Raw genomic sequence first — 26938 nt, forward strand, 5'->3', positions numbered from 1 at the left:
CTAGGAGTGCGGGGTCGGTGGCCGGTGGACGAAGAGGGAGCCGTCGGCGATCGCGCGGCCGGCCTCGGCGGTAGCGCCGAGCACGACGGCGAACGGGAAGGGCACCTCGTGCCCGACGAGCGGATGCGCGACGTCGGACGCGGTGCAGTGGCCGTCGAGCAGGACGAGATGAGGGCGGACGAAGACGTCGCCGCTCGCGCTCTCGACGACCGGCGGCTCGCGGGTGAGCAGCCGGTCACCGGCGCGCAGGAGGGCGCGGACGCGGGCGGTGGCGCGCTCGGCCTCGCCGGGGTCGCGGAAGGCGGTCAGCGGCCAGTCGGGGGCGGCCGGGTCGGGGGCGGCCCCCGGGTGCAGCCCGTCGAGGGCGGCGGCCAGGGCCTTCGCCACCGGCTCGGGCTCGGCGTCGAGACAGACCACCGTGCGGACGTTGCGGCAGAACCGGCCGGAGTCGGCGGCGACCAGCGGCAGCAGCCAGGCCACCGCGTCGTCCACCGGCAGGCCGGGCGGCACCAGGGCGCAGCCGCGCCCCGGCCCGTGCAGGGTGAGGGTGGGCGCGTCCCGCATCGAGGCGGCGAGCCCGGCGCCGCCGTACACGACGTGCCGGTCGGTGAGCTTCACCAGGCCGTGCAGATCGCGCTGGACGGTCGGATACAGGCCGATGCGTTCCGCCGGCCAGTCCGCCGCGAGCAGCGCCGCGACCAGGCGGGCCGCCGACAGCGGTTCGCGGCGGCTCGGCCGCACCCACACCGCAGCCGAGCGCTCGGCCTGGTCGAGCACGGAGTCCAGACAGGTGAAGGTGTTGCCGGGCAGCGCGACCAGGGCGAGCGCGTCGTCGCTGTCCGGGACCTCGCGGTGGGCCACGCCGTCGGCCAGCATCGCGCACCAGCGCCCGACCAGCGGGCCGGGCAGGCCCGCGCTCTCCCACAGCGCGCCGCGGAAGGCCGCCGCGCTCTGCGGGCCGAGGCCGCCCACGGTCACCGTGCCGTGCGCGAACAGGTCGAGGGCGGCGCGGATCCGGGCGCGGCGGTCGGTCAGCGGCGGCAGCGCCGTCCGGGCCGACCGCCACCAGCGGCGGTCGGCGTGCGCCACGATCTCCGGCACGAGCGCGAGGCGCCGCGCGGGGGAGCCCGGCAGGGCCGCGGTGTCCAGGGACTCCTGCCACGCGCCCCGGCGGAAGGCGGAGACGACGGGCGGGCGCTGTGGCGCGGCGGTCATGACAGCTCCTCCCGCAGGGCGGCGACCACCCGCGTCTGCTCGGCCCGGGTGAGCGTCGGATACAGCGGCAGGGCGATGTGGTGGCGCGCGAACCAGCGCGCCTGCTCGTACGGGCCCTCGGCGTCCGCGGGCGGTGCCGTGTCCGCGAAGTAAGGCTGGTCGCAGAGCAGATGGTCGTAGACCTCGCCCGCCAGGGCCACGCCGTGCCGCTCGCGCAGCCGCTTCTTCAGGAGCGGCCGGTCGACGGGCCCCTCCGGGTAGGCGAGGTACTTGTAGTAGTTGCTGCGCGCCCCGGACGGCACCGCGTGGGCCCGCAGGCCCGGGACGTCGGCGAGCAGTTCGTCGTACGCGAGGGCGAGGTCGCGGCGGGCCGCCAGGGTCCTCTCGAAGCGCTCCAGGTCGACCGTGCCGACGGCGGCGTGCAACTCGCTCATGCGCCAGTTGCCGCCGGGCCGGTCGTGCAGCGTGGAGCCCTGTGCGCTCTTGCCGTGGTCGCGCCAGCGCCGCACCTGCTCGGCGTCGGCGGCGGCCGCGCCGCTGTCGGCGTCGGGCCGCGCGCAGGTGACCAGGCCGCCCTCGCCGCTGACCGCGACCTTCGTGGGGAAGAAGGAGAACGCCCCGAACCGGCCGAAGGAGCCCGCGAACCGGCCGTCCAGGGTGGACCCGAGCGCGTGCGCGGCGTCCTCCACGACCGGTACGCCCCGCTCCGCGCAGAGCGCGAGCACCTCGGTCAGGGACGGGGGCACGATGCCGCCGATGTGGACGGGCAGGACCGCCGCCGTGTCCGGGTGGCGGTCGAGCGCGGCCCGCAGCGCGTCCGGGTCCAGGCCGAGCCCGTCCAGCTCGATGTCCACGAACCGCACGGCCGCGCCCGCCCGCACGGCGGCCGCCGCCGTCGCGAAGAACGTGTTCACCGGCACGAGCACGGTGCGGTTCGTCACGCCGATGACCCGCAGGGCGATCTCCAGGGCCGCGGCGCCGGACGCCACGGCCACGCCCTCCACGCCCGTCCAGGTCCGCGAGAGCTCCTCGAAGCGGGCCAGCTCGGGGCCCTGGGTGAGGTGGCCGGTGGCGAGCGCCGCGTCCACCCGGTCGAGGACCGCGCGCCGGTCCGCGACGTCGAAGTGGATGCGCTGCGCGGGGACGTCGGCGGGCGCGGCGGCGGGCCCCGACAGGGTCCGCGTGAAGAAGGCGGCGGCGTGGCCCACGTGGGTGCCGTGGCCCATCGCCAGCTCGTGGACCTCCAGATCGCCCCCGGCCGACGCGTAGGCGCGGCGGACGGCGTCGGCCGCGGCGCGCGCGTCGGCCGGTTCCAGGAAGGAGTCGGCGGTGCCGTACTGGAGCTGGAGCGGGGCCGGGGCGAGCGCGCCGTACAGGTCGGCCAGGTCCGCGTACTCCAGGACGCCCGGCAGGACGGCACCTTCGTAGCCGGTGAGCAGCCGGGCGAACAGGGCCGGGTAGCTGCCCAGATGGCTGGCCGCGCACACCGGCAGCGGCCGCGGCGCGAGCAGCGCGGAGTGCAGGGCGACCGCCGCGCCCAGGCTGTGCCCGAACACGCCGACGCGGCCGGGGTCGGCCCACGGATGCGCGGCGAGGACGTCCAGGGCGCCGAGCGCGTCGCCGACGAGGGCGCCGAGCAGCGAGCGGCCCGTCAGGGCGAAGGCGTGCGCGAGGAGGGCGCCCTCGTCCCGCCCCGCGCGGCGCTCCTCGTCGAGGCCGCCGCCGATGCCGTGCTCGAAGGACAGCGTGACGAACCCGGCGCGGGCGAGGTGCTCGGCGACGTTCCGGTCGGGAAAGTCCGGAGGCGTCTCGCCGGTGAGCTGTTCCAGCCGAGCGTTCTTTCCGCCGAGGACGAGGACCGCGGGGAGGGGCGGGCCCGCGTCCGCGGGGGCGGTGACGGTGCCGTGGAAGGTGCCGCGCAGGGGGGAGGCGAAGGCCAGCCGCTCGCGGCGCAGGCCGTCCGCGGTGGTCGTGGCGGTGCTGGTCGTGGTCAGGGGGGTGCGCTCCACGCGGGCCAGGCGCTGCACGACGGCGCGGAGTTCGCGGGACCAGGGGGTGTGGGGCGGGGCGAAGCGCAGGGCCGGCCCGGCGGTGAGCAGGTGGTGCAGGTGGGTGGTCTGCATGCGGGTTTCGTTCGCTCCTGTGGGTGCGGGTGGTGGGCCTTCGCGGGGCGCCCCGGGCCCGCCCCCTCTCCGAAACCAGGGGCTCCGCCCCCGGACCCCCGTCGATCGGCCTTCGGCCTCGTCCGCACGCCGGACGGGCTGGGGCCTCGGGCGAGGCCGAAGGGTGCGAAGGGGCGGGCGGGTGGGAGGAGGACGGCTCAGACGAAGTCGGCGTGCAGGGTCTCGGGGACCTCGATCGCGTACGCGTCCAGCGCCTCGTCCAGCTTGATCTGCCCCCGCTTGAGCAGTTCGAGCAGCTCGTTCTGCGGCCGGTAGAAGCAGGACTTGCAGAGGTCCGTGCGGCGGGGGTTGGAGGCCTCCCACTCGGCGCGCGGGCCGCCCTCGAGGACCTGGGGGTACCCGAGGTCGACGACGTCGCCGATGCGGTAGCGGCTGTTGAGGTGCACCTGCGGGCACGGGTACAGATGGCCGTCGGCCCCGACGGCGGTCACGAAGCGGCTGTAGTGGCAGCGCTCGAAGTCGCCCTCGACGTCGTCGACCTGGTCCATCGGGCCGCGGTCGAGCTTGGGCACCGACACCTCGAAGGCGTCCGTGGACAGCGCGGCGGCCGCGACGAGGGAGTCGGAGATCTCCGCCATGACGGTCTCGATGGTCTCGTGCCCCATCGCGCTGTAGAACTCGGGCTCGAAGCGGACGTAGTGCGCCCCGGACTCGTGGGCTATGCGGGCCGCCGACAGGATCTCGCGGTAGTTCTGCATCGTGATCACGTAGTTGAACCCGATGCGGAAGTCCGGTGCGACGGCGTTCTGGCGCAGGTGGCCGATGTTGTCGATGAACTTCGAGAACGTCTGCTCACGGTCGCGCGTGATGTCGTTGAACGTGGCTTCCGTGCCCGCGTTCATGCCGACCCGCACCCAGGTGTGGGTGTTGATGACGGTGTCGGCGACCTTCGGGCGGCCGAGCCGGGAGCCGTTGGTGATCAGGCCGATGTGCAGGCCCACGTCGTGCCCGGCGTTGCAGATGTCCGCGTAGCCCGGGTGGATGGTGCACTCGCCGCTGCCGCAGAAGGTCACCGCGCGGCCGTCGTTCTCGGCGAACTCCTTGAGGAGGTTGATCGCCTTGTCGGTGGTGATGGAGTCCTTGAACGAGAACAGGTCGTAGAACTGCTCCTCGTTCGGTGAATGGAAGTTGCAGAAATTGCAACGCATATTGCAGGCGCCCATGATGCCGATCCGCATGTGGACCGGTTTGATCTCCTCGTCCGCGACGAATCGGCGGAGCAGATCGCCGTGGGCCAGGACTTTCTGCGGGGAGTGTGCTTGATCGAGACTGACGTCGGGGAGGCCCTCGCCGTTCCGGGGCGCGGCCATTGCGATATCGCGGGCACCTTCAGTGCTGTTCACGAACTCCTCCACACGCTTTTGGCGGTGTTTAGCGTTGTCCGAGCGACCTTGGTGACGGTAGGAGAGCGCTTCCAGAAGTGTCAATGGGTCTAGACAACCAGGAAGTTGAGTAAACATCTACTGCGCCGCCGGTTCCGGCCAAATGTGCTGAGCACTTGTTCGTGTCATGTGCCAATGGAAGAAGGGCTGGTGGGACGAGGTCACTTAGGCGGGCCTCAGTGCGATGGATGAGCCGTGAACTTCACGGGCAGGGGTACGCGAACGTGTCCTCGAAAGTCCGGTACGTCTTCCCTGGCCCGCCGCGCCCTTGCGCCGGGTACTCGATCACCGGTATGGGCTTGCAGATCGGCCACTGATGCGTCTCGGGCGACTGCTCGAAGGCGTACGTACCCGCCGCGCCCTGAAGGCAGTTGGTGCACAGCAGGCGCCCGTCCCGCTCGACGATGCCCGCGTTGATGAGGGTGTTGTACACGTCGTCCTTCGTGGGCGTGCGCGCCGGAGCCGGCGTCCTGTCGTCGCTCCCGGGCTTCTCGTTTGCTTCGGAGTACGACCTGTCGTACGCGTTGGACAGCAGCGTGAACGCGTCGTGGTACATGATCGCGTAGCCGTCGTCGAGGGGCTTCTCGCCGATGCCGTACCGCTCGTCGAGGTCGTGGAAGACCCGCAGGAAGCCGCCGAGGCCCGCCGGGGCGCCCTTGGCGGGCAGTCCGCGCGGGGTCCACCAGGCAGGTGTGACCGAGGCCGCCGCGACGATCCTCGTCCTCGTTTCCCGCAGCATCCCGGTGAGTTCGTCCGTGGTCAGCGTCGGCTCGAGGCCGATGCCGACTTTCAGGATGCGCACGGGGCTGCGGCGGTCGCAGGACGACTCCTGGGACAGGCGTTTCACGAGGGCGGGCAGGTCCTGGTCGCGGCCCGCGAAGAACACCGTGTCGGATTCGGTGAGGCAGATCTTCTGGGCGGCGGACTGGAATCGCTGCGGGATGCCGGCGGCGGGCCCGGTCGAGCCGAGGTAGGAGGCCGAGCGCTGGCGCAGCCCGTAGGCCTTGCCGAATTTCTTCTGGAGCAGCCGGTGGAGATTGCGCGAGTACACGTCGTCCGGGCGGCTGTCGTATACAAGGAACCCTTTCCTGTCGCCCGGGTTCCGCTTCAGATAGTGACCGAGCGCGTCCACGAACATGCTGTTGTTCGGTGAGGTCTTGAAGAAGTACGCGGCGTTCATGTCGGCGGAGGTGATGACCGGGCCCACGGTCGCGATGCGCCGCGCGCTCAGCTCCTTCATCGCGTCCCGGGTCTCGGGCGTGCTGCTCGGCAGGCCCATCACCCCGACGAGCGGCGAGCGCCGGTCGTCCACCAGAGCGGTCAGGTCGTCGACGACGGGCCGCCACTGGTCCAGGTCCTTGCCGTCGGGGGCCAGCAGGAGCTGGTAGTGCGGCCCGCCGCTGCTGTTGGCCTTGAGCTGGGCGGCGTGCGCGCCCGCCAGGGCACGGCGGATCATCGCCGCCGTCATGGCGCTCGCCTCGTCCGACGTGAACGGCATCATCAGCGCGATCCGCCCGTACGGCATGGGGGCCTGCCCCTGCTCGGGGTCCTCCCAGGCGCGCTCGACCCGGGCGTTCTCGTCGGCGACGGCCCGGATCAGCCCGTCGAGGTCCTCGTCCCCGTCGAAGGCGCTCTCCGTGACGCCCACGCACTCCCCGCCGTGCTTGCCCAGTCCGCCCGGGCAGTCCTCGGGGCGCAGCAGCAGATAGACGACCACGCCGACGGCGATCAGGACCAGCGGCACCACGATCGCGACGGCCTTGTCGAGGGGGCCGAACCCGTTGCGGCGGCGGCTCAGACGCATGCTTCCTCACAGTTCGGGCAGCGGCAGGGGGCGCTTGTCGCGGGCGGCGGCGGGCCAGGTCCTGGCGGCCTGGCCGAGCACGGCGCGCCACGTGCGGTGGCGCAGCGAGAGGAACGCGAGCTCGGCGCCGATGTCCTCGCACAGGTCGGCTTCCGGCTCCGCCGTGGCGTCGGACAGGTACCACAGGCCGTGCAGCAGCCTGTTGATGCAGCGGTCGATCTCGTCTATGTCGCGGTAGCGGTCGTCGTGCGCGCCCGCCGCCATCGCGGCCCGCTCGTCGTCCCAGTCGGCCGCGGGCGGTGCCGGGGCCGTCGCCGCGTACCGCAGACAGGACAGCCAGCGCAGCGCGCTGAGCCGGTCCTGCTCGGCCTGGAACTCCTCGGAGAGCGCGGCCACCACGGTCTTCGCGTCCCCGGCGGCGAGCGTGTGCCGCAGCGCGTCGGCCTCGCTGTCCTCGCCGCGCGTGGTGTGGTGGCGGCGCAGGAAGCCGTGCATCTCCTGCCAGCCGCGGCGCGACTCGGTGCCCCGCGAGGTGCGCCGGGCCTCGTGCACGAGCAGCGTGTGCAGCAGCGGATCGGCGGCGAGCGGCCGGTCCTGCGGGGTGTCCCGCTGCCAGTGCTCGGCCTCCAGATAGTCGGCGGCGGCGTTCGCGGGCAGCTGCTCGGGGCCCTCCAGGCGCAGATGCGCGGCGAGGGCCTGCGCGGCCGTGCTGTCGCGGGCCAGCGAGAGCGGGACGAGCCTGGCGCGCTGGTGCGGCGACGGAAGCAGCCGCTCCAGGATCGCCGCGGACACCGGGCGGCCGTCCCTGGTGGTGAGGTCGAGCAGATCGCGCGGGGCGAGCGGGGCCGCGGCGGGCCCGGCCCGGGACGCGTGCTCCAGGACGGCGTCGCACAGCACCCGGCAGGCCAGCGGGTGCCCGCCGGTCAGGGTGTGCAGGGCGGACGCCAGATACGGGTGCAGCGGGGCGGACGCGGCGTCCAGCATCAGCAGGACGTCGTCGCGGCTGAGCGGGGTGAGCTCCACCACGACCAGGCCCGCGGACGGCGCGTGCCCGGTGCGCCGCCAGCCCGTGGTCGTCACCAGGTCGGGCAGGTCGCGGTGGCGGGCCTCGGCGGCGTCCGGGGGCGCGTCGCCGAGGCGGGTGGCGACGACCACCAGCGGGTCGTGGTGGGCGGCGCCGGGCCGGGCCCGGTACTCCAGGACGAGGTCGAGCAGGCGCGCCCCGGCCGGGGAGTGCGTGTTGTCGAGCAGGGCGAGCGGACGCGGGTCGCGGTTCAGGCGCTGCCACCGGGTGCGGGCGGCGGCGACGTCCTCCAGGAAGGCGTGTACGAGGGTCTGCTCGGCGGCGTGCCGGTAGTCGCCGCCCCGGTGGAACCAGTCGGCGAGGCGGACGAGCCCTTCGAGCCCGCCGGGGCCGCCCCGGCCGTCGGGGGCGGCGCCGGCGGCTTCGGGCGTCTCGGCGTACCGGTCCTGGTACCACTGGCGCAGCGGGGCGCTGCCGCGGGCGCGGGCGTACCGCTCGAAGTACTCGGCGAGTGCGGCGTGCACGACGGCGTGGGCAGCACCTCCGGCCCTGGCTGAGCCCCCGGCCTTGGCTGAGCTCCCGGCCCTGGCTGAGCCCCCGGCCCCGTCCGCGCCCTCCACTCCGGCTGTGGGCCCCGCTCCAGCCGCGGGCCCCGCCCCGGCTTCTGGCCCCGCCCCGGCCGAGGTCCCGGCCCCGGACTCCGCCCCCGCGAGCCGCGCCCGCACCCGCGTCTCCCACGTCTGCGCGACCCCCGGCTCCGGCCCCGACTCCAGGCGGCAGGCGAGCAGCAGCCGGGCGATGCGCGCGGTGGCGCGGGCCCGCTCCGCGCCGTCGGCGTACCCGCCGTACGCGGCGATCAGGCCCGGCAGGAGCAGCGGGAAGCGCCGGCTCAGGCCGGGGGCCAGGGAGCACGCCAGCTCCTCCAGGAGCTCGACGACGAGGCCCTGCGCCGCGGTGTCGACGCGGGCGAGCGGAAGGCGCCCCGCGTAGTGCCGCTCCAGGGCCGCGAGGACGGCGGTGCGCCCCATGCCGTGCCGCCCGGTCAGCAGCACCAGCGGCAGGTCCTTGTCGTGCTCCCAGGGAACGCGGGCGCGTTCGGCGTAGGCGAGGCCGGTGAGCCGGGGGACGAGGTGGTGCAGAAGCGGGTCGCGTGCGTACAGCCGAGGCGTTTCGGATGTGTGCATCTCGCCGGAAACCGCTCCTGTCCGTCGCTGTCTGCCGCGGGTGTCCGGCTGCTCGCGCCGGGGCCGAGGGCGTCCTGCCTGCCGGTGTCCACCACCTCGTGTCAACTGCCGTGAAGGTCAAAGAAGTTACACCCCTCGCACGCCCCTGGCCAGGACATTGCGGGCAGCGGGTCGGGCCCTCAGGACCGCGGCCGGACCGTGAGTTCCACCCCCGCGGGCACCTCCCCGGTCACCTCGCCCGGGTAGTCCAGACGCACCCGGCGCAGGGCGCGCAGGCCCGCGAGGTGCACCAGGTCCACGGTGTCGAAGAGCGTCAGCTGGAGCTCCTCCAGGCCCGGCAGACGGCGGGCGATCCGCCGCAGGGACACCGAAGCGCCGGGGCGCGCCCGCACCTCCAGGCGCGTCAGCTGCGGGATGCGCGCGCCGGGCGGGAACAGCATGATGCTCAGCTGCTCGTGGGACAGGCGCAGCGAGCGCAGGGCGGGCAGCCGGGCGAGCAGCGCGTCCCAGTCGTCGGGCCGGAGCCGGTCGCTCGCGTTGTGCAGACGCAGCTCGCGCAGTTCGGTGAGGTCGGTGACGGCGGCCAGCTCCACGGCGTCCGGGGGCAGCGAGAGGAGCCGCAGCGCGCCGGGCCGCGGCAGGTCGCGCAGGCCCCGCCACGGCACGGCCGCGCCGAGCAGCAGCTCCTCCAGGCGCGGGCAGGCCGAGAGCCGGGCGAGCGGCTCCAGTTGGGGCAGGTCGGCGAGGGTGAGCCGGCGCAGGCACGGAAGGCGGGTCAGCGGCGCGGTGTCGCTGACGGCGCGGCAGCCGTGCAGGGCGAGCGTCTCCAGGGCGGGGAACGCGGCGAGGAAGCCGAGACCGGTGAGGCGCAGATTGCCGCGCAGGCGCAGCTCGCGCAGGGCGGCGGGGGCGAGCGCGCCCAGGATGTCCTGCTCGCTGAAGTCGCCTTGCAGGGCTACGCGTGCGTAGCCGGACAGGGCGCTCAGCGCCTTCAGTTCGGCGGGCGAGCGGACCGTGACGGGCTCGCCCGCCCCGGCGGCGAGCAGGGGCCGCACGATCTCCTCGGCGTAGGCGTCGGTGTCGAAGCGGTCCCAGTGGGCGAGGAGCTGGGCGCGCACCGCGGGCTGCGGCGAGGCCAGGAACTCGCGGAGCCGGGCGAGCGCCGCGTCGCCGCCGATGCGGCAGATGGCGTGCACGGTCGTCACCTCGGCGTCGCCGGTCAGGGTGTCGGCGGCGGGCAGCAGGCCGAGCAGCAGCGTGCCGGTCTCGGCGAGGGCCCGCGCCTCGCGCATGCCGCGCGGCGGCAGGAGCTGCGCGGCCCGCTCCTCGACGGTGGCGCGGACGGCGGGGTCGAGCCGGGTGGCCTGGTCGAGCGAGGCGAGGGCGAGCAGGCGCAGGCGGGTGCGCACCCCGTCGTCCTCCTCGCGGTCGGCCCGGCCGGTCAGCCGCGTCAGGAGCTCGGCGCGCTCGTCGGGCCGGGCCTGCGCGACGGCCATCTGCAGGACGTCCTCCCAGGGGTCCAGGTGCGCGTGCGCGACGAGCGCCCCGATGTCGTGCTCCTCCAGGGCGGCCTTGGCGCCGAGGAAGTCCTGGAAGGTGCGGTGGATGAAGTCCACGGCGTCCGCGGCCGGTTCGCGCAGCAGGCCGGAGCGGTCCAGGAGCAGCCGCAGCACGTCCTCGGCGCTCCCGGCCCGGGCCAGCTGCGGCACCGAGGGGCGCAGTTTGTCCAGGAGGTCGACGGCGGTCTGCCGCTTCAGCCGGGTCCGCTCGTTGCGGATCAGCCAGTACGCGAACCTCTTCAGCGGCTCCGTCGCGGACTTCTCGTCCAGCTTCGGCGGGAGCCTGCCGTACAGGTCGCGTTCGCGGTCACGGCGCTCCAGGAGCATCGAGAGCGCCGCCTCGTACAGCGCCACCCGACCCTGCGGCAGAAAGCCCCTGCGTTCGCGGTGCAGGGCGCAGATCAGCGCGCACAGCAGCGGGTTGGTGGCGAGGTGGCTCAGCTCCGGGCTGGCGCGCACCGACCGCAGCAGGGTCGTGGCGAGCTCCTCGTCCGCGCCCGCCGCCTCGTGCCAGCGCCGCACGAACCGCCGGACGTCCCCGGGTCGCATCGGCGTGAGCGTGAACTCGCGGAACCCCTCGCGGCCCAGCCAGTCCCGGGGCAGCGCCGACGGCCGGGTGGTGACGAGCCACAGGTTGCCGGGGAAGGCGGCGTGCAGCGTGGCGAGCCAGGCCCGCGCGCGGGGGCGCTCCGCCTCCGGGATCTCGTCCACGCCGTCGATCAGGAGCACGCCACGCCCGGCCTGGAGGACCCGCACCGCCCACCCCGCGGGCTCGGTGCCCGTCAGGGGGCAGCCGATCCAGCGCAGGAAGCCGTCGGGCACGGGCAGTTCGGCGTCCTCGCGGGCGAGGGTGCGCAGCGGCAGCACGAACGGCACCCGGCCCAGGAGCTGCGGCAGATGTCCGGGCACCTCCTCCTGCCGGGCGGTGGTGAGGGCCAGCCACTGCACCAGGGTCGTCTTGCCGGTGCCCGCGACGCCGCGCAGCAGGACCCGGTCGTGCCCGGCGAGCGCGGCCTCGACCGGGCCGGCGGCGCGCTCGGAGTCGGGGTCGGCGCCGCCGGGGTCCCCGTCGGCGTAGCCGTTGCCGGACCCGGGCACCGGCTCGCCCGGCTCGCGCGCGGGCACCGCCTCCAGGCTCAGATAGGCGGTCTCCAGGGGCCAGGCCTGGCTCTGCGCGTCGTGCAGGTCCACGCCGTGGAGGGTCAGGGTGCGGTGCTGGGCGGCGACGTAGCGGGCGTAGCGCGCCTCGAAGGCGGTGTCCTCGACGGCGGTGGCGGGCAGCCGCTCCAGGAGCAGCCGCAGCTGCTCCTTCTGCTCGCTCACGGAGCGGCGCAGCTCGACCTGGGTGCGGGCCTCGAAGCCGGGGCGCTTGCTGAACTGGTGGACCAGGTGCAGACAGGCGGTGACGAGCAGCCGGTCGTGCAGGTGCGCGGCGTCGGCGCTCAGCAGCGCCCGGGTCTCCGGGGCGCTGGCCCGCACCAGGGCCTCGGCGAGCCGCTGCGGGCCGAGGTCGAAGGCCTGCACGTCGTCCATGTCGAGGTCGCCGAGGGCGCGCAGGGTGTGGCCGAGGGCGTAGCCCACGGCGTTCTGCTCGTCGGGGGCGATGGGCGGGTCGTGCGGGCCCGCCGCGCGGACCGCGCGGCGCACCAGCTCCCGCGCGAGCTGGTAGAGGTCGGCCTCGCTGAGGGTGCGGCGGTCGCCGGTGAAGGACAGGAGCCGGCCGAGCCGCACCGGCCGTTCGCCGAACTCCGCGCCGGGGCCGCCCTTCGGCGCCAGCAGGAGGCGCTTCACGAGCGGCACCACGACCGATGCCGCGATCCGTAGGCCCGCTGTCGTGCCCGCGTCCACCCCGGCCCCCTCTGCGGTCGCGCTTCCGGGTCCCGGCCCACTATCCCGGCCGGGCTAGGGGAGATCCAGCCCCTTCGGTTAGCCTCACTTGGTGACGACATCTGCAGCACCACGGAGGGCACCGAGGCTGTTCGCCATCAGTGACCTGCACGTGGCGTATCCCGAGAACAGGAAGTTCGTCGACGAGCTCTGGCCGGAACACGAGGGCGACTGGCTGATAGTCGCCGGTGATGTCGCGGAGATGGCGGCCGACATCGAGTGGTCGCTGCGCACCCTCGCCGAGCGCTTCGACACCGTGATCTGGTCGCCGGGCAACCACGAGCTGTGGACGCCCCGGGACGACCCCAACCAGCTGCGCGGCGAGCCCCGCTACCGCCACCTGGTCGAGCTCTGCCGCGAGTTGGGCGTGCTGACCCCGGAGGACCCCTTCCCGGTCTGGCGCGGCGAGGGCGGCCCGGTGACCATCGCACCGCTCTTCCTCCTCTACGACTACACGTTCCGGCCCGAGGGGACGTACGCGAAGCGCGACGCGCTGGAGTACGCGTACGAGACCGGGGTCGTCTGCACGGACGAGGTGCTGCTGCACCCGGACCCCTACCCCAGCCGCGAGGACTGGTGCCGGGCCCGGGTCGCGATCACCAAGGAGCGGCTCGACGCGGTCGACCCCGCCCTGCCGACGGTCCTGATCAACCACTGGCCGGTCGTGCGCGAGCCCACCCGGATCCTGCGCTACCCCGAGTTCGCCCTGTGGTGCGGCACGGAGGCCACCGCCGACTGGCCGGTGCGCTACCGCGCCGCGGCGGTGGTCTACGGACATCTGCACGTGCCCCGCACCACCTGGCACGACGGGATCCGGCACGAGGAGGTGTCGGTGGGCTACCCGCGCGAGTGGAAGCGCGACTGGCACCCGTCGCCGAAGCTGCGGCAGATCCTGCCGGCGCCCGCCCGCTCCGCGCGGTGACGGGCCGGCCGGGGACGGGGGCGGCTCAGGAGCCGACGCGGATCAGCTCCTTCTCATAGGCGAAGATCACCGCGTGCACCCGGTTGCGGAGCCCCAGCTTCTCCATGATCCGCTGGATGTGGAACTTCACGGTGCTCTCGCTGAGCGTCAGCTCCCGGGAGATCTCCGCGTTGCTGAAGCCGCGCGCGACCAGCTTGAAGACCTCCGTCTCCCGGTCGGTGAGGCGGCGCAGCGGCGCCGCGCCGACGCCGGGCGCCCGCGCGGGCCCGCCCGCGGGGCGCCCCGCCGCCGTCGCGCGCACGGCGGCGGCCAGCTCGCCCGAGCCGCTCGCGCTGGACAGCAGGCCGCGCACGCCGACCCGGAGGACCTGTCCGGCCGCCGCGTCCACGTTGTCGAGCAGCACCAGGACGTTCGCGGGCCGCGGCGGGGCCGGGCGGGACAGGGCGCACACGCAGGAGAGCGCCTCCGCCGCGCCGGTGTGCGAGTTGACCACGACGACGTCGGGGCGCAGCTCGCGGAAGCGGACCGCGGCGCCCGGGCCGTCCTCGGCGACGGCGACCACGTCGAGATCGGGACAGGCGTCGAGGATGGTGCGGAGCCCCGTCAGTGAGATGGGATGCGAATCGACCAGGAGGATCCTGGTACACGCCAAGCCTGACATCAATTCCCCCGGTTGCTTGGAGCGTTCGGCCCGTCCCGCCCCCCCGGCGACTGTTCCCCGGCGGCGCGGAACAGTACTCCAGGATAGGACGGGCCGCGCCCTTCACACCGTCGCCCCACACCCGTGCGCGGCGCCGCACGGCCGTTCGCGCGCCCGCGCGGGGTACCGTGCCTGCGAACGACGTGGCCCGCTGCCGCCGGAGGGGAGACAGCCCTCCGCAGAAGGGGACGACCTCGCCATGCACGCAAGCGCTCGCTTCACCGGCCGGGTGGCCGTCGTCACCGGCGCCGCCTCCGGCATCGGCGCCGCCACCGCCGTGCGCCTCGCCGCGGAGGGCGCCGCCGTGGTCGTCGCCGACGTGGCCGCCGAGCGCGGCACGGCCGTCGCCGAGGGCATCCGGACCGAGGGCGGACGGGCGGCCTTCGTCCGCGCCGACGTCGCCGACGCCGCCGACTGGGAGCGCGTCCTCGCCGCCGCCCACGGCTTCGGCCCGGTCGGCGTCCTCGTCAGCAACGCCTACGCCTCCGAGATCGCCCCCGCGCACGCGATGACCCGGGCGTCCTTCGAGCACCAGCTCGCCGTGAACGTGACCGGCGCCTTCCTCGGCGTCAAGGCGGCCCTGGCCGATCTGCGCGCGCACCGCGGCGCGGTCGTCGTCACCTCCTCCGTGCACGCCACCCACGGCATCCCCGGCCACCCCGGGTACGCGGCCAGCAAGGGCGCCCTGGTGTCCCTGTGCGGGCAGCTCGCCGTCGAGTACGGGCCCGAGGTGCGGGTCAACGCGGTGCTGCCGGGGCCGATCCTGACGCCCGCCTGGGACCGGATGACCGAGGCGGACCGGGAGCGGAGCGTCGTGGGCACCGCCGCGCGCCGGTTCGGCTCGCCCGCGGAGGTGGCGGCGGCCATCGCGTTCCTCGCCGCGGACGAGGCCTCGTACGTCACCGGCACGAGCCTGGTCGTGGACGGCGGCTGGAGCGTGGTCAAGGACTCGGCCTGACCCCGCGAGGGCGGCCCGCCCGAGAACCCGCCCGAGAACCCGCCAGGAAGAGGCGTCGAAGGAGCGGCAGTTGAAGATCACCCGGGTGGAAACCTTCCTCGTCCCGCCGCGCTGGCTGTTCTGCCGCGTGGAGACCGACGACGGCGTCGTCGGCTGGGGCGAACCCGTCGTCGAGGGCCGCGCCGAGGTCGTGCGCGCCGCCGTCGACGTCCTCGCCGAGTATCTGCTCGGCAAGGACCCCGCCCGCATCCAGGACCACTGGCAGGTGCTCAGCAAGGGCGGCTTCTACCGCGGCGGCCCGGTGCTCTCCAGCGCCGTCGCGGGCCTGGACCAGGCGCTGTGGGACATCGCGGGCAAGGCCTACGGGGCGCCCGTGCACGCGCTGCTCGGCGGGCCCGTGCGGGAGCGGGCGCGCGTGTACGCCTGGGTGGGCGGCGACGAGCCGAGCGCGCTCGCCGACCAGGTCGCCGCGCAGGTCGACGCGGGCTTCACGGCGGTCAAGATGAACGCGGCGGGGGTGACGTCGCCCCTCACCACCCCCGCTGAGACGGCGGCCGTCGTCGAGAGGGTCGCCGTCGCCCGCGAGGTGCTCGGCGCGCACCGCGACGTCGCCGTCGACTTCCACGGCCGCCTCACCCCCGCGAGCGCCCGCCGCGTCCTGCCCGCACTCGCCCCGCTGCACCCGCTGTTCGCCGAGGAGCCGCTCCTTCCCGACCAGGCGCACCTCCTTCCGGGCCTGGTCGCCGCCAGCCCCGTGCCCCTCGCCACCGGCGAACGGCTCTACTCCCGCGCCGACTTCCTGCCCGCGCTCACCGCGGGCATCGCCGTCGCCCAGCCCGACCTCAGCCACGCGGGCGGCATCACGGAGGTGCTGCGCATCGCCGCGCTCGCCGAGACCTACGGCGCGCTGCTCGCCCCACACTGCCCGCTCGGCCCGATCGCCCTGGCCGCGAGCCTCCAGGTCGCCTGGGTCACGCCCCACTTCCTCATCCAGGAGCAGAGCCGGGGCATCCACTACAACAGGGAGGACGCCGACCTGCTGTCGTACGTGGTGGACACCGAGCCGTTCCGCTTCACCGAAGGGCACGCGCACCGCACGGACCTGCCGGGCCTCGGCGTCGAGATCGACGAGGCCGCGGTGCGGGCCGCGGACCGGCGCGGGCACGCCTGGCGCAACCCGGTGTGGCGGCAGCCGGACGGCTCGTTCGCGGAGTGGTGACCACCGGCCGCCTCGACGCACGGGCGGGTACGCACTGTTGGCCCCGCCCGGACGCGCGCCTACGCTGGTAGCCGCCCGAGGGGGGAGCCGCATGAGCGAACGCACCCAGGACCACGGTCAGGACGGACGCCCCACCCCGCCCGCCAAGGGCGAGCGCCTCGCCGACTGGGCCGACGGCCGCCTCGGCATCCACACCCTCGGCAAGTCACAGCTGCGCAAGGTCTTCCCGGACCACTGGTCGTTCATGTTCGGCGAGATCTGCCTCTACAGCTTCCTGATCCTCATCCTCACCGGCGTCTGGCTGACCCTGTTCTTCGAGCCGAGCGGCCTGGAGGTCGAGTACAACGGCCCGTACGAACCGCTCAAGGGCGTCCTCGTGACCCGCGCCTACGAGTCGACCGTCGACATCAGCATGGAGGTGCGCGGCGGCCTGCTCATCCGGCAGATCCACCACTGGGCGGCGCTCGTGTTCGTCGCGGGCATGCTGGTGCACATGATGCGGGTGTTCTTCACCGGCGCCTTCCGCAAGCCGCGCGAGCTCAACTGGCTGTTCGGCTGGACCCTGCTGATGCTCGGCCTGATCACCGGCCTGACCGGCTACTCGCTCCCCGACGACCTGCTGTCCGGCACCGGCGTGCGCTTCGCGCAGGGCGCCATCCTGTCGATCCCCGTCGTGGGGACCTACCTCTCCTTCTTCCTCTTCGGCGGGGAGTTCCCGGGGCACGACATCATTCCGCGCCTGTTCGCGGTGCACGTGCTGCTGCTGCCGGGGATCATGCTGGGCCTGGTCGTGGCCCATCTGATCCTGGTCTTCTACCACAAGCACACCCAGTTCGCGGGGCCCGGCCGCAGCGAGCGGAACGTCATCGGGGCACCCTTCTTCCCCGTCTACGTCGCCAAAGCGGGCGGCTTCTTCTTCCTCGTCTTCGGCGTCCTCGCCCTCATGGGCGCGGTCGCCACCATCAACCCCGTGTGGGCGCTCGGCCCCTACCGGCCCGACATGGTCGGCACCGGAGCCCAGCCCGACTGGTACCTCGGGTTCTCCGAAGGGCTGATCCGGGTGATGCCGAGCTGGGAGATCAACGCCTGGGGGCACACGCTCGAACTGGGCGTCTTCATCCCGTTCGCGCTGTTCCCGCTGATCATGATGGCGATCGCGGTGTATCCCTTCGCGGAGGCCTGGGTCACCAAGGACCGGCGCGAGCACCACATCGCGGACCGGCCGCGCAACGCGCCCGCGCGCACCTCGTTCGGCGTCGCCTGGCTGTCGCTGTACGGGGTGCTCATGGTCGGCGGCGGCAACGACATCTGGGCGACGCACTTCCACCTGTCCATCAACGCCATCACGTGGTTCGTGCGGATCGCGTTCTTCGTCGTGCCGCCGCTCGCCTACGCCGTCACCTACCGGGTCTGTCTCGGCCTCCAGCGGCGCGACCGCGCCAAGGTGCTGCACGGCCGCGAGAGCGGCATCATCAAGCGCCTCCCGCACGGCGAGTACGTGGAGGTCCACCAGCCGCTCAGCCAGGCGGAGCGGTACACGCTCACCGCCCACGAGCAGCCCGTGCCGTTCGAGGTCGGGCCGCTCGTCGACGCGAACGGCGTGGCCCGCAAGGTCCCCCGCGCCGACCGCCTGCGGGCCCGGCTCTCCCGCGCCATGTACGGCCCCGGCACCCAGGTGCCCAAGCCGACGGCGCAGGAGTACCGCCAGGTCCACAGCGGCGACGGCCACCCCTGAGGGCGGTGCCCTCAGGCCGGCAGGGGCCGGGGCGTGGCGGCGAGCTCCCGCAGCCAGGCGGGGCGCACGACCTCCATGCCGAGCCCCGTCGGCACCGGCAGGGGCCCGCGCGTGAGGTACTCCTCGCGGTAGCGGCCGCAGTCGCGGTGCCAGCGGAGGATGCCCGCCATCCAGTTCTCCAGGTGCCGCACGTGGCCGTCGAGGGCGCTCCGCGTGCGCGCGTCCAGGCCGAGGTCCGCGCACAGGACCGGCAGCTCGTGCGCCACCACGTGCTGGAACTGCCTCATGCGGGAGCGCATCAGGTCGTCGACGATGTGCAGCGCGGTGGGGTAGTCGCAGTCGAAGAAGCTCTGCACGACGAGCACGGCGTTGTGCAGCTCGCCCTCGTACTCGATCTCCTTCTGGTACGAGAAGACGTCGTTCACCAGGGCCGCGTAGTCGGCGGCGGCGTTCTCCAGGGTGCGCAGCGGACCGCTGTCCAGGACCTCGCGCGGGATCGGCTCGCCGTGGGCCAGACGGCTCAGTTTCATCGTGAACTCGGAGCCGAAGGTGTGGCGGCGCATCTCGATGTAGTCGACCGGCTCCGGGACGCGGTGCTGCGCCTGGTTGGCCAGCTCCCACAGCCAGCTGTCCGTCATCTCCACCAGGGACCGGCGCAGCGCGGCCCGCCCCTCCGCGTCCATCGGGGCGGTCGTGCGCGCCCACAGGTCCGCGAGGCCGCGCTCCAGCGCGTTGGCCGGGGGCGGGGGAGGGGAGCCGTCGAGCGGCATGAACAGCGTGAGGCGGTCGGTGCACACCTTCGCGCCGAGCAGATCGCGGGACCTGCCGAACACCGCCGGGTAGTAGTCGTCCCCGTACGTCCCCCACGCCAGCCAGCAGGAGTCCAGGTCCAGCTGCTCGGCGGCGGCGTCCGGGCGGATGCCCGCCGCGCACAGCGCGAAGTCGAACCGGGCGAGCTTGTGCGCGTCCCAGATGTGCGAGGCCGGCACGCCCGGCTGCGGCTGGAGCAGGCCCGTGCGCAGACACCAGTCGACGACCTCGCGCCGGGAGTGCTCCAGGTGCGGGGAGAGCGACGTCGTGAACGGCAGGTCGAAGTCCGGGATCCGGGAGGGGCCCACGCGCTGGAACGGCACGTGCGTGAAGCGGCGCCGACGCTGCGCACCGGTCGCGGACAGCAACTCCTTGACGCCCGTCGCGGCGGTGCCGAGGCCCGAGGGGCCCGCCGGCGGCGAAGCCGTGGCGGTGGCGCCCTCGTTCATGTAGCGGCTGGAGCGCAGGTGCCACTCGTGGCCGCCCGACTGCCAGTCCTGGAGGCCCTTGGCGTACGCCAGGACGTCCGCGCACTGGCCCGGCGGCAGCGCCTTCTCTGCGAACAGCGGCGCCAGCTCCGTGAACAGCGTGTCCTCGAACTGCTGCATGCGCGCCGTGAGGAGCTCGTTCACGGAGTCCGCCGCCTCCTGCGTCGTACAGCCGAGGAAGGTCTCCAGGACCAGGACGCCGTTGCTCAGCTCGCCCTCGTCCTCGACCTCGCGCTGGTACGAGAACAGGTCGTTGCGCAGGTGCACCGCGTCGGCGAACGTGTCCTTGAGGACCCGCAGCGGGCGCGCGTCCGCGACGGCGGCCGGCACCTCGGCGCCCGTCGCGTACTCGATCAGCCCCGCCGACCAGGGCGCGCCGCCCACCTTGCGGCGCATCTCGATGTACTCGACGGGGTTCGCGACCCGGTGGGCGTGGATGTTGGACAGCTCCCACAGCGACTCGTTCAGGAGGTTGCGGGTGCTCTCCGCGAAGCGGGCGCGCCAGTCGAGGGACATGTGGGGCACCGTGCGCCGCCAGAGGTCCGCGAGGCCCGCCTCCACCGGGTTCTCCGGCTTCGGCACCGGTGTCGCCAGGTCCATCGGCATGAACGCGGGCAGCCGGTCGAGGTAGGCCTTGCCGCCCTCGCGGTCCTGGGTGCGCTTGAACAGCTCCAGGAAGTGGTCGTCGAAGAAGAAGACCCACACGTACCAGTCCGTGACCAGCGAGAGCGCGCGGCCGTCGCAGTCGGGGTGGGTGTACGCGCACAGCAGCGGGTAGTCGTGCGCGTCCAGGTCCGCCTGCTCCCAGACGCCCGAGCCCTCCAGCATGCCCATCCCGCGCGCCCACCGCAGGGAGTGCGAACGCGCCTCGTCCACATGGGGATTGAGGCGTGCCGGATGCACCATGTAGAAGTCCGGCAGTTCGAAGGGGCGTGTCGGCCGCGGCATACGGAGGTCTCCTCAGACAGGGGGCGTACGGCAGCCAGGCACTACCCCCGGCGCGCCGCTCGAAGCGGCGCGGGGCTCGCGGTCACACCATCGCGTGATACGCCGATGCGAAAGTGTGGTGCGCCCCAAACGCCCGTGCGAGCTGCCGTGCGCCGGAGCGAACCGTGAGGAGAGCGCATGACCAGGGAAGTCCGGCACGACCTGCCGCTGTACCGCCGGGTCGTGCCGCCCGAGTGGATCGACCGCGACGGGCATCTGAGCGAGGCCCACTACTCCGTGGCGTTCGCCTCCGCCACGGACAGCCTGATGGAGGCGACGGGACTGCACGCCGACTACCGCGCCGCCACGGGCGCCACCCTGTGGACCGTCGAGACCCATGTGCGGCTCCTGCGCCAGGTCGCCGAGGGCGCCCACCTGGTGATCCGCAGCCGCGTCCTCGGCTCCTTCGCACGCCGGCTGCACTTCGCCCACGAGATGTACGTCGTCGAGGGGCCCGGGGCCGCACCCGCGCCGGGCGCCGAGCCCGTCGCGACCTCCGAGCTGCTCGCGGTGCACGTCGACCGGGAGCGGGGCCGTTCGGTGCCGTTCCCCGCGCCCGTGCGGGAGCGGCACGAGGGCCTCGTCGAGCGGCCGCCGCCGTGGGCGGGCAGGGCGGTCGGCGCGCCGCCCCGCTGAAGTGGTAGGAGTTCAGGGGAGCGCCCTGTGCGGCGCAGGGCGACTGGAGGGCAAGGTGGCGCAGACGTGAGGCTGACGATTCTCGGCGGCGGCGGGTTCCGCGTACCGCTGGTGTACCGGGCGCTGCTCGACGACCACGAGGAGGGCCGCGTCACCGACGTCGTCCTGTACGACGTGGACGCCGCGCGGCTCGGCGCGATCGCGCGGGTGCTCGCCGAGCAGGCCGAGGGCGTGCCGGACGCCCCGCCGGTGCGGGTCACCACCGACCTCGACGAGGCGCTGCGCGGCACCGACTTCGTGTTCTCCGCGATCCGCGTCGGCGGCCTGGAGGGCCGCGCCGCCGACGAGCGGGTCGCCCTCGCCGAAGGCGTGCTCGGGCAGGAGACCGTGGGCGCGGGCGGCATCGCGTACGGCCTGCGGACCGTGCCCGTCGCCCTCGACATCGCCCGGCGCGTGGCGCGGCTCGCGCCCGACGCCTGGGTCATCAACTTCACCAACCCCGCCGGGCTCGTCACCGAGGCCATGTCCCGGCACCTCGGCGACCGGGTCATCGGCATCTGCGACTCGCCGGTGGGCCTGGCCCGCCGCGTCGCGCGCCTCCTCGGGATCGCGCCGGGCCGCGCCTGGGCCGACTACGTGGGCCTCAACCACCTGGGCTGGCTGCGCGGCCTGTGGGTCGACGGCCACGACGAGCTGCCGCGCCTGCTCGCCGACCGGGATCTCCTGGAGTCCTTCGAGGAGGGCAAGCTCTTCGGCGCCGACTGGCTCCAGTCACTGGGCGCGATCCCCAACGAGTACCTGCACTACTACTACTTCACCCGTGAGGCCGTCGCCGCCTACCAGCGGGCCGAGCGGACGCGCGGGGCCTTCCTGCGCGACCAGCAGGCGCGGTTCTACGACGCCCTGGGCGGACCCGCGGTGCCCGCCCTGGAGACCTGGGACGCCACCCGCGCCGAACGCGAGGCGACGTACATGGCGGCGAGCCGGGAGGCGGCGGGGGCCGGGGAGCGGGCCGCGGAGGACCTGGAGTCCGGCGGCTACGAGCACGTCGCCCTGGCCCTGATGCGGGCCGTCGCCCGCGACGAGCGGACCACGCTGATCCTCAACGTCCGCAACCGCACGACCCTGCCGGTGCTCGACGCGGACGCCGTGGTGGAGGCGCCCTGCTTCGTCGACGCGAGCGGGGCGCACCCGGTGTCCGTGGATCCGCTGCCGGGGCACGCGGTGGGGCTCGTCTGCGCGGTGAAGGCCGTGGAGCGCGAGGTGCTCACCGCGGTGGAGAGCCGCTCCCGCGCGGCGGCGGTCAAGGCGTTCGCCCTGCACCCCCTGGTCGACTCGGTCACGGTGGCGCACCGCCTGACCGCCGCCTACCAGCAGGCCCACCCCGCCCTGGCGTACCTGACGTAACTGGGCGGTCGCGACTAGGCGGTCGCGCGGACCTGGTCCAGGAAGCCGTGGAGGTTGCGGAGCGTCCGCTCGTTCTGCTCCTCCGGGCTCAGGCTCTCCTCGAACCGCCGGGCCAGGGCCGACGTCTTCTTGCCCCGTACGTACAGCGAGCAGGCGAGGTCGGCGCAGATGTAGAGCCCCACCGAATTCCCCTGGCGCCCCGCCTCGCCCGCGCGGGGCGCCACGAACAGCGTGATCCCCGACCCGGCCTGCGGGGTCACGCACACCGAACAGATGCTGGACTTGAGCAGGCTCCGGCGCGCCCCGGCGGACGCCCGCAGCGCCACCCCGACGGGCTCGCCCGCCCCGCTCCGCCGCCGCGCGACCACATAGCCGCGCTCGGGCGCCTTGGGGTCGCGCCAGCCGAGGAAGTCCAGGTCGTCCCAGGGGGTCTCGGCGAACCCCGGGGGCAGCGCGAGGCGCCGCGCCTCGCCCTTGGAGCAGTTCACGAAGGACGCGCGGATCTCTTTCTCGCCGAGTGGTTCCATGATCCGGAAGTTATCAACCGGAACGGACGGTCGTCCTCCCATTTTCCGCCGCCGCCCCCGTCCCGGGGTCCGGCGCCCTGCCCGCCGCCACCGCCACCAGCGGCGGCCGCGCCGCCCGGAACGCGAGGGTGCGCCGCAGCTCGAAGCCGAGGGCCTCGTACAGGCGGATCGCCCCGGTGTTCCGCGCCGAGGTGTGCAGGAAGGGCGTGTCACCGCGCTCCCGGATGCCGTGGGCGACGGCGCGCACGAGCCGCGCCGCGAGCCCGCGTCCCCGGTACGCCGGGTCGGTGCACACCGCGCTGATCTCCGTGAACCCCGGCGGCCGCAGCCGCTCCCCGGCCATCGCGACGAGCGCGCCGCCCTCCCGCAGGCCCAGATACGTGCCGAGTTCGACGGTGCGGGGCAGGAAGGGGCCCGGCCGGGTGCGCGCGACGAGGTCGAGCATCTCGGGCACGTCGGCGGGCCCGAGCCGCACCGCCTCGGCGTCGGGCACGGCCGCCACGCCCCCGCCGACGAGCTGCACGCCCGGCACGTCGAAGGTGAGCTCCCAGCCCGTGGGCACCCGGGCGCCGACGCCGGGCAGCGGCACCGACCCGTCGGCCCCGGCGAAGGCGGCCAGGTCCGCCCAGTCCGCCGCGTCCGGCTCGGCGGGAAGCCCGAGCCAGGGCGAGACGTCCACGGGGTAGCGCAGCACGCGCCCGCGCCGCTCGGCGAAGCGGGCGTGCGGGCCGGTGAGGGAGGCGAGGCCGGGGTTGTCCAGGGGGTGCGCTGCGTTGTCCAGGGAGCGCGCGCGATTGTCCGGGGGGTGCGCGCCGTTGTCCCGGGGGCGCGCGCCGATGTCCAGGGGCTGCGCGCCGTCGTCCAAGGGGTGCGTGCCGTCGTCCAGGGGGTGCGCGCCGCCCGTCACCGCCCGACCTCGATCACGACCTTGCCGCGCGCGTGCCCCGACTCGACGGACCGCAGGGCCTCGCCCGCCCGCGGAAGCGGATACACGGCCGTGATGTGCGGGCGCAGCACGTCCGCCGCGGCGAGCGCGGCCACCGCGTCCAGGACCTCGGCGGTGCGGGCCCGGGCGACGGGGGAGCCGCCCAGTTCGCCGACGATCCCCTTGCCGCCCGCGGTGATCAACTTCGTGCGGTCCGCCACGAGCTCGGCGACGGTCCGCAGGTGCTCGCCGCCGACCAGGTCGAAGACACCGTCGACGCCGTCCGGAGCCAGGGCCCGGATCCGCTCCACGAGGTCGGGTCCCGGCGCGACGTGGGTGACGCCGAGCGACTCGACGTACTCCTTCTTGCCGTCGCTCGCGGTGCCGATGACGCGCAGCCCCTCGTGGACGGCGAGCCGCGCCACGAAGCCGCCGACCCCGCCGCCGACGCCCGTGACCAGGAGCGTGGCCCCGGCGGGCAGGGCGAGCTGGCGGACGCCGTCGTACGCGGTCGCGGCGGCGACGGGCAGGGCCGCCGCCTCGGCGAACGAGAGCCCCTGCGGCTTGTGCGCGGCGACCGCCACCGGAAGCAGCGTGTACTCGGCGTACCCGCCGGTCAGCGTGGACCCGAACACCGGGTCCCCGACGGCGAACCCGGTGACGCCCGGGCCCACCTCCGCCACGACGCCCGCCGCCTCGCTGCCCAGGACCTCCGGCAGTTCGGCGGGAGCCTGGCCCGGCCTGCGGTAGCCGCCGCGCAGCTTGTGGTCGACGGGGTTGACACCCGCGGCCCGTACGGCCACGAGCAGCTGTCCCGGGCCCGGCCGCGGCGGCTCCCGGTCGATGAGGGCCTCCACCTCGGGTCCGCCGTGCCGGGTGTACACATACGCCTTGGCCATGCGCTCCTCGCTTCCTCCTCGGACGGGTCGGGCGGCGCCGGGCACCGCCGGGCCACCGCACCAACGATCACAAGGCCGGGCCGCCGTGCGGGCATTCCCCGGCCGCGGAGTGTTCACGGGGCCGCAACGTTGGCCTTCCGGTCACACGGCGGTCATCGCACCGCCCACCTCTTCCGTCAGCCTGACTCCCTTGGCACACTGCATCCGCCCACGCCCCCCACTTCACGTGAGGTCCCTTTCCCATGCCCGAACTCAACCGGCGCAGGTTCCTGCAGCTCGCCGGCGGCACCGCAGCGTTCTCCGCCCTCTCCGAGAGCATCGGCCGCGCCGCGTCCCTGCCCGCCCGGCGCCGCTCCGGCTCCATCGAGGACGTGGAGCACATCGTCGTCCTGATGCAGGAGAACCGTTCCTTCGACCACTACTTCGGCACCCTCAAGGGCGTGCGCGGCTTCGGCGACCCCCGGCCGGTGACGCTGCCCGGCGGCAAGCCGGTGTGGCACCAGAAGAGCGGCGCCAAGGAGGTCCTTCCGTTCCACCCGGACGCGGACGACCTGGGCATGCAGTTCATCGCCGGGCTGGACCACGACTGGGCGGGCGGCCACCGGGCGTTCAACAACGGCGCGTACGACCAGTGGATCCCCGCCAAGTCCGAGCGGACCATGGCGTACCTCACGCGCGGGGACATCCCCTTCCACTACGCGCTCGCCGACGCCTTCACCATCTGCGACGCCTACCACTGCTCGTTCATGGGGGCCACCGACCCCAACCGCTACTACATGCTCACCGGACACGTGGGCAACGACGGCACCGGCGGCGGCCCCGTCCTCGGCAACCAGGAGGCGGGCTACGGCTGGACCACGTACGCCGAGCGCCTGGAGAAGGCCGGGATCTCCTGGAAGGTCTACCAGGACATCGGCGACGGCCTGGACGCGGCGGGCACATGGGGCTGGATTCCCGACGCCTACCGCGGCAACTACGGCGACAACTCCCTGCTCTACTTCAACGCCTTCCGCGGCGCCAAGCCCGGCGACCCCCTCTACGACAAGGCCCGCACCGGAACCAATGTCAAGGCGGGCGACGGCTACTTCGACATCCTGAAGGCCGACGTCGAGGCGGACCGGCTGCCGCAGGTCTCCTGGATCGCCGCCCCGGAGGCGTTCAGCGAGCACCCCAACTGGCCCGTGAACTACGGCGCCTGGTACATCGCGCAGATCCTGGACGCGCTCACCGCCAACCCCGAGGTGTGGGCGAAGACCGCCCTGTTCCTCACGTACGACGAGAACGACGGGTACTTCGACCACGTCGTGCCGCCCTACGTCCCCTCCTCGGCGAACCAGGGCCTGTCCACCGTCGCCACCGCGCTCGACCACTTCCCCGGCAACGCCCAGTACGCCGCCGGGCACTACGGCCTCGGCCAGCGCGTGCCGATGGTCGTCGTCTCGCCGTGGAGCACCGGCGGGTTCGTCTGCTCACAGGTGCTCGACCACACGTCGATCATCCGCTTCATGGAGCGCCGCTTCGGCGTGCGCGAGCCGAACATCTCGCCGTGGCGCCGGGCCGTCTGCGGCGACCTGACCGCCGCCTTCGACTTCACGGGCAGGGACACCGCCCCGGCCGCGCTGCCCGACACCTCCGGCTACCGGCCGCCGGACCACGCGCGCCACCCCGACTACTTCCCGAAGGCGCCCGCGAGCCCGGCCCTGCCGAAACAGGAGCGCGGCTCCCGGCGCACCCGCCCGCTGCCGTACGCGCCGCTGGTCGACGCCGCGGCCACGCCCGCCGACGGCAAGCTCCGGCTCACCTTCGGCGGCGGGGACGCGGCGGGCGTCTGCTTCCACGTCCGCTCCGGCAACCGCGGCGACGGGCCCTGGACATACACGACCGAGGCCGGGAAGACGATCTCCGACGCCTGGAACTCGGCGTACTCGGGCGGCAGCCACGACCTGTCCGTGCACGGCCCCAACGGGTTCCTGCGCACCTTCAAGGGCCCCGGCAAGAAGGCGGGGCCCGAGGTCACCGCCCGCCACGACCGCGCCACCGGCAACCTCCAGCTGACGTTCACCAACGCGGGGGCCGTGACCTGCGCCCTCACGGTGACGAACGCCTACGGAGGCCGCAAGGACACCGTCCGGGTCGCGCCCGGGGCGACCGTCCGCCACACGGTCGACCTGCGCGCCGGCAAGCGCTGGTACGACCTGACCGTCCTGGCCGACACCGACCCCGGCTTCCTGCGCCGCCTCGCAGGCCACGTGGAAACCGGCACCCCCGGCGTCAGCGACCCGGGCCTCACCACGGCCTGATCCCCGACCGCTCCACCGCCGCCGCGCCGGTCGTTCTCCCCCTCGCCCGCCCCGCCCGGGGGCGGGTGAGGACGGTGGTGGTGCGTGAGGCCGATGGGGAGGTGCGTGTGGAGGTGGGGCTCGTGTCGTTCCACTGAGCGGAACGCGGGGCTGGCGGAGCCCACAGGGGGGCGGGGTAGTGTGCCCG

General features: G+C 74.1%; 18 protein-coding genes. 7 read left to right on the forward strand and 11 right to left on the reverse strand.

The window, feature by feature from the left end; translation table 11 throughout:
• The 6 genes from C9F11_RS47595 to C9F11_RS32945 all read right to left on the reverse strand — a co-directional run bounded on the left by C9F11_RS47595 (window position 1) and on the right by C9F11_RS32945 (window position 12199).
• Complete coding sequence (locus tag C9F11_RS47595; protein ID WP_171075899.1) at window positions 1-1215, reverse strand: hypothetical protein; 1215 nt, start codon at window positions 1213-1215, stop codon at window positions 1-3.
• A complete protein-coding gene (locus C9F11_RS32925) occupies window positions 1212-3338 on the reverse strand; it encodes a DegT/DnrJ/EryC1/StrS family aminotransferase (protein WP_138962677.1) in 2127 nt (708 codons plus the stop codon). The genes C9F11_RS47595 and C9F11_RS32925 overlap by 4 nt, the downstream gene beginning before the upstream one ends.
• Window positions 3339-3535: 197 nt before the next feature.
• Window positions 3536-4708, reverse strand: a complete 1173-nt coding sequence (locus C9F11_RS32930) for a radical SAM protein (protein ID WP_249401973.1) — start codon at window positions 4706-4708, stop codon at window positions 3536-3538.
• A 274-nt stretch (window positions 4709-4982) separates the two neighbouring features.
• Window positions 4983-6584, reverse strand: coding sequence for an ABC transporter substrate-binding protein (locus C9F11_RS32935; RefSeq protein ID WP_138962678.1), 1602 nt, complete (start codon window positions 6582-6584; stop codon window positions 4983-4985).
• Window positions 6585-6590: 6 nt separating this feature from the next.
• Window positions 6591-8792, reverse strand: a complete 2202-nt coding sequence (locus tag C9F11_RS32940) for an ATP-binding protein (RefSeq protein ID WP_138962679.1) — start codon at window positions 8790-8792, stop codon at window positions 6591-6593.
• A 179-nt stretch (window positions 8793-8971) separates the two neighbouring features.
• Window positions 8972-12199, reverse strand: a complete 3228-nt coding sequence (locus C9F11_RS32945) for an NACHT domain-containing protein (RefSeq protein WP_138962680.1) — start codon at window positions 12197-12199, stop codon at window positions 8972-8974.
• Window positions 12200-12290: 91 nt separating this feature from the next.
• Between C9F11_RS32945 and C9F11_RS32950 the strand changes: the two genes are divergently transcribed.
• The gene (locus tag C9F11_RS32950) at window positions 12291-13160 is read left to right on the forward strand and encodes a metallophosphoesterase (protein ID WP_138962681.1); all 870 of its coding nucleotides are present in this window, start codon (window positions 12291-12293) and stop codon (window positions 13158-13160) included.
• A gap of 25 nt (window positions 13161-13185) precedes the next feature.
• Here the strand turns inward: C9F11_RS32950 and C9F11_RS32955 are convergent, their stop codons facing one another.
• The gene (locus C9F11_RS32955) at window positions 13186-13812 is read right to left on the reverse strand and encodes a response regulator transcription factor (protein ID WP_171075900.1); all 627 of its coding nucleotides are present in this window, start codon (window positions 13810-13812) and stop codon (window positions 13186-13188) included.
• Between the two features lie 247 nt (window positions 13813-14059).
• Between C9F11_RS32955 and C9F11_RS32960 the strand changes: the two genes are divergently transcribed.
• From C9F11_RS32960 to C9F11_RS32970, 3 genes are all read left to right on the forward strand, one after another.
• Window positions 14060-14818, forward strand: a complete 759-nt coding sequence (locus C9F11_RS32960) for an SDR family oxidoreductase (RefSeq protein WP_138962683.1) — start codon at window positions 14060-14062, stop codon at window positions 14816-14818.
• A 70-nt stretch (window positions 14819-14888) separates the two neighbouring features.
• Complete coding sequence (gene dgoD, locus C9F11_RS32965; protein WP_138962684.1) at window positions 14889-16037, forward strand: galactonate dehydratase; 1149 nt, start codon at window positions 14889-14891, stop codon at window positions 16035-16037.
• A 91-nt stretch (window positions 16038-16128) separates the two neighbouring features.
• The gene (locus C9F11_RS32970) at window positions 16129-17772 is read left to right on the forward strand and encodes a cytochrome bc complex cytochrome b subunit (protein ID WP_138962685.1); all 1644 of its coding nucleotides are present in this window, start codon (window positions 16129-16131) and stop codon (window positions 17770-17772) included.
• Window positions 17773-17783: 11 nt separating this feature from the next.
• Here the strand turns inward: C9F11_RS32970 and C9F11_RS32975 are convergent, their stop codons facing one another.
• Window positions 17784-20018, reverse strand: coding sequence for a terpene synthase family protein (locus C9F11_RS32975; protein WP_138962686.1), 2235 nt, complete (start codon window positions 20016-20018; stop codon window positions 17784-17786).
• 177 nt (window positions 20019-20195) lie between these two features.
• Between C9F11_RS32975 and C9F11_RS32980 the strand changes: the two genes are divergently transcribed.
• The gene (locus C9F11_RS32980) at window positions 20196-20693 is read left to right on the forward strand and encodes a thioesterase family protein (RefSeq protein WP_138962687.1); all 498 of its coding nucleotides are present in this window, start codon (window positions 20196-20198) and stop codon (window positions 20691-20693) included.
• A gap of 66 nt (window positions 20694-20759) precedes the next feature.
• Window positions 20760-22100 (forward strand): 6-phospho-beta-glucosidase, encoded by a 1341-nt coding sequence (locus C9F11_RS32985; protein ID WP_138962688.1) that lies wholly within the window; start codon window positions 20760-20762, stop codon window positions 22098-22100.
• 14 nt (window positions 22101-22114) lie between these two features.
• Here the strand turns inward: C9F11_RS32985 and C9F11_RS32990 are convergent, their stop codons facing one another.
• From C9F11_RS32990 to C9F11_RS33000, 3 genes are all read right to left on the reverse strand, one after another.
• Entirely contained in the window at window positions 22115-22627 is a 513-nt protein-coding gene (locus C9F11_RS32990; RefSeq protein WP_138962689.1) for an FBP domain-containing protein, read from the reverse strand.
• Between the two features lie 13 nt (window positions 22628-22640).
• Window positions 22641-23408, reverse strand: coding sequence for a GNAT family N-acetyltransferase (locus C9F11_RS32995; RefSeq protein WP_138967294.1), 768 nt, complete (start codon window positions 23406-23408; stop codon window positions 22641-22643).
• A 122-nt stretch (window positions 23409-23530) separates the two neighbouring features.
• Complete coding sequence (locus C9F11_RS33000; protein WP_138962690.1) at window positions 23531-24451, reverse strand: NADP-dependent oxidoreductase; 921 nt, start codon at window positions 24449-24451, stop codon at window positions 23531-23533.
• Window positions 24452-24693: 242 nt separating this feature from the next.
• Between C9F11_RS33000 and C9F11_RS33005 the strand changes: the two genes are divergently transcribed.
• Window positions 24694-26751 (forward strand): phospholipase C, phosphocholine-specific, encoded by a 2058-nt coding sequence (locus C9F11_RS33005; protein WP_138962691.1) that lies wholly within the window; start codon window positions 24694-24696, stop codon window positions 26749-26751.
• Window positions 26752-26938: the final 187 nt, after the last annotated feature.

The sequence above is a fragment of the Streptomyces sp. YIM 121038 genome (genome assembly GCF_006088715.1).
Classification (GTDB): Bacteria; Actinomycetota; Actinomycetes; order Streptomycetales; family Streptomycetaceae; genus Streptomyces.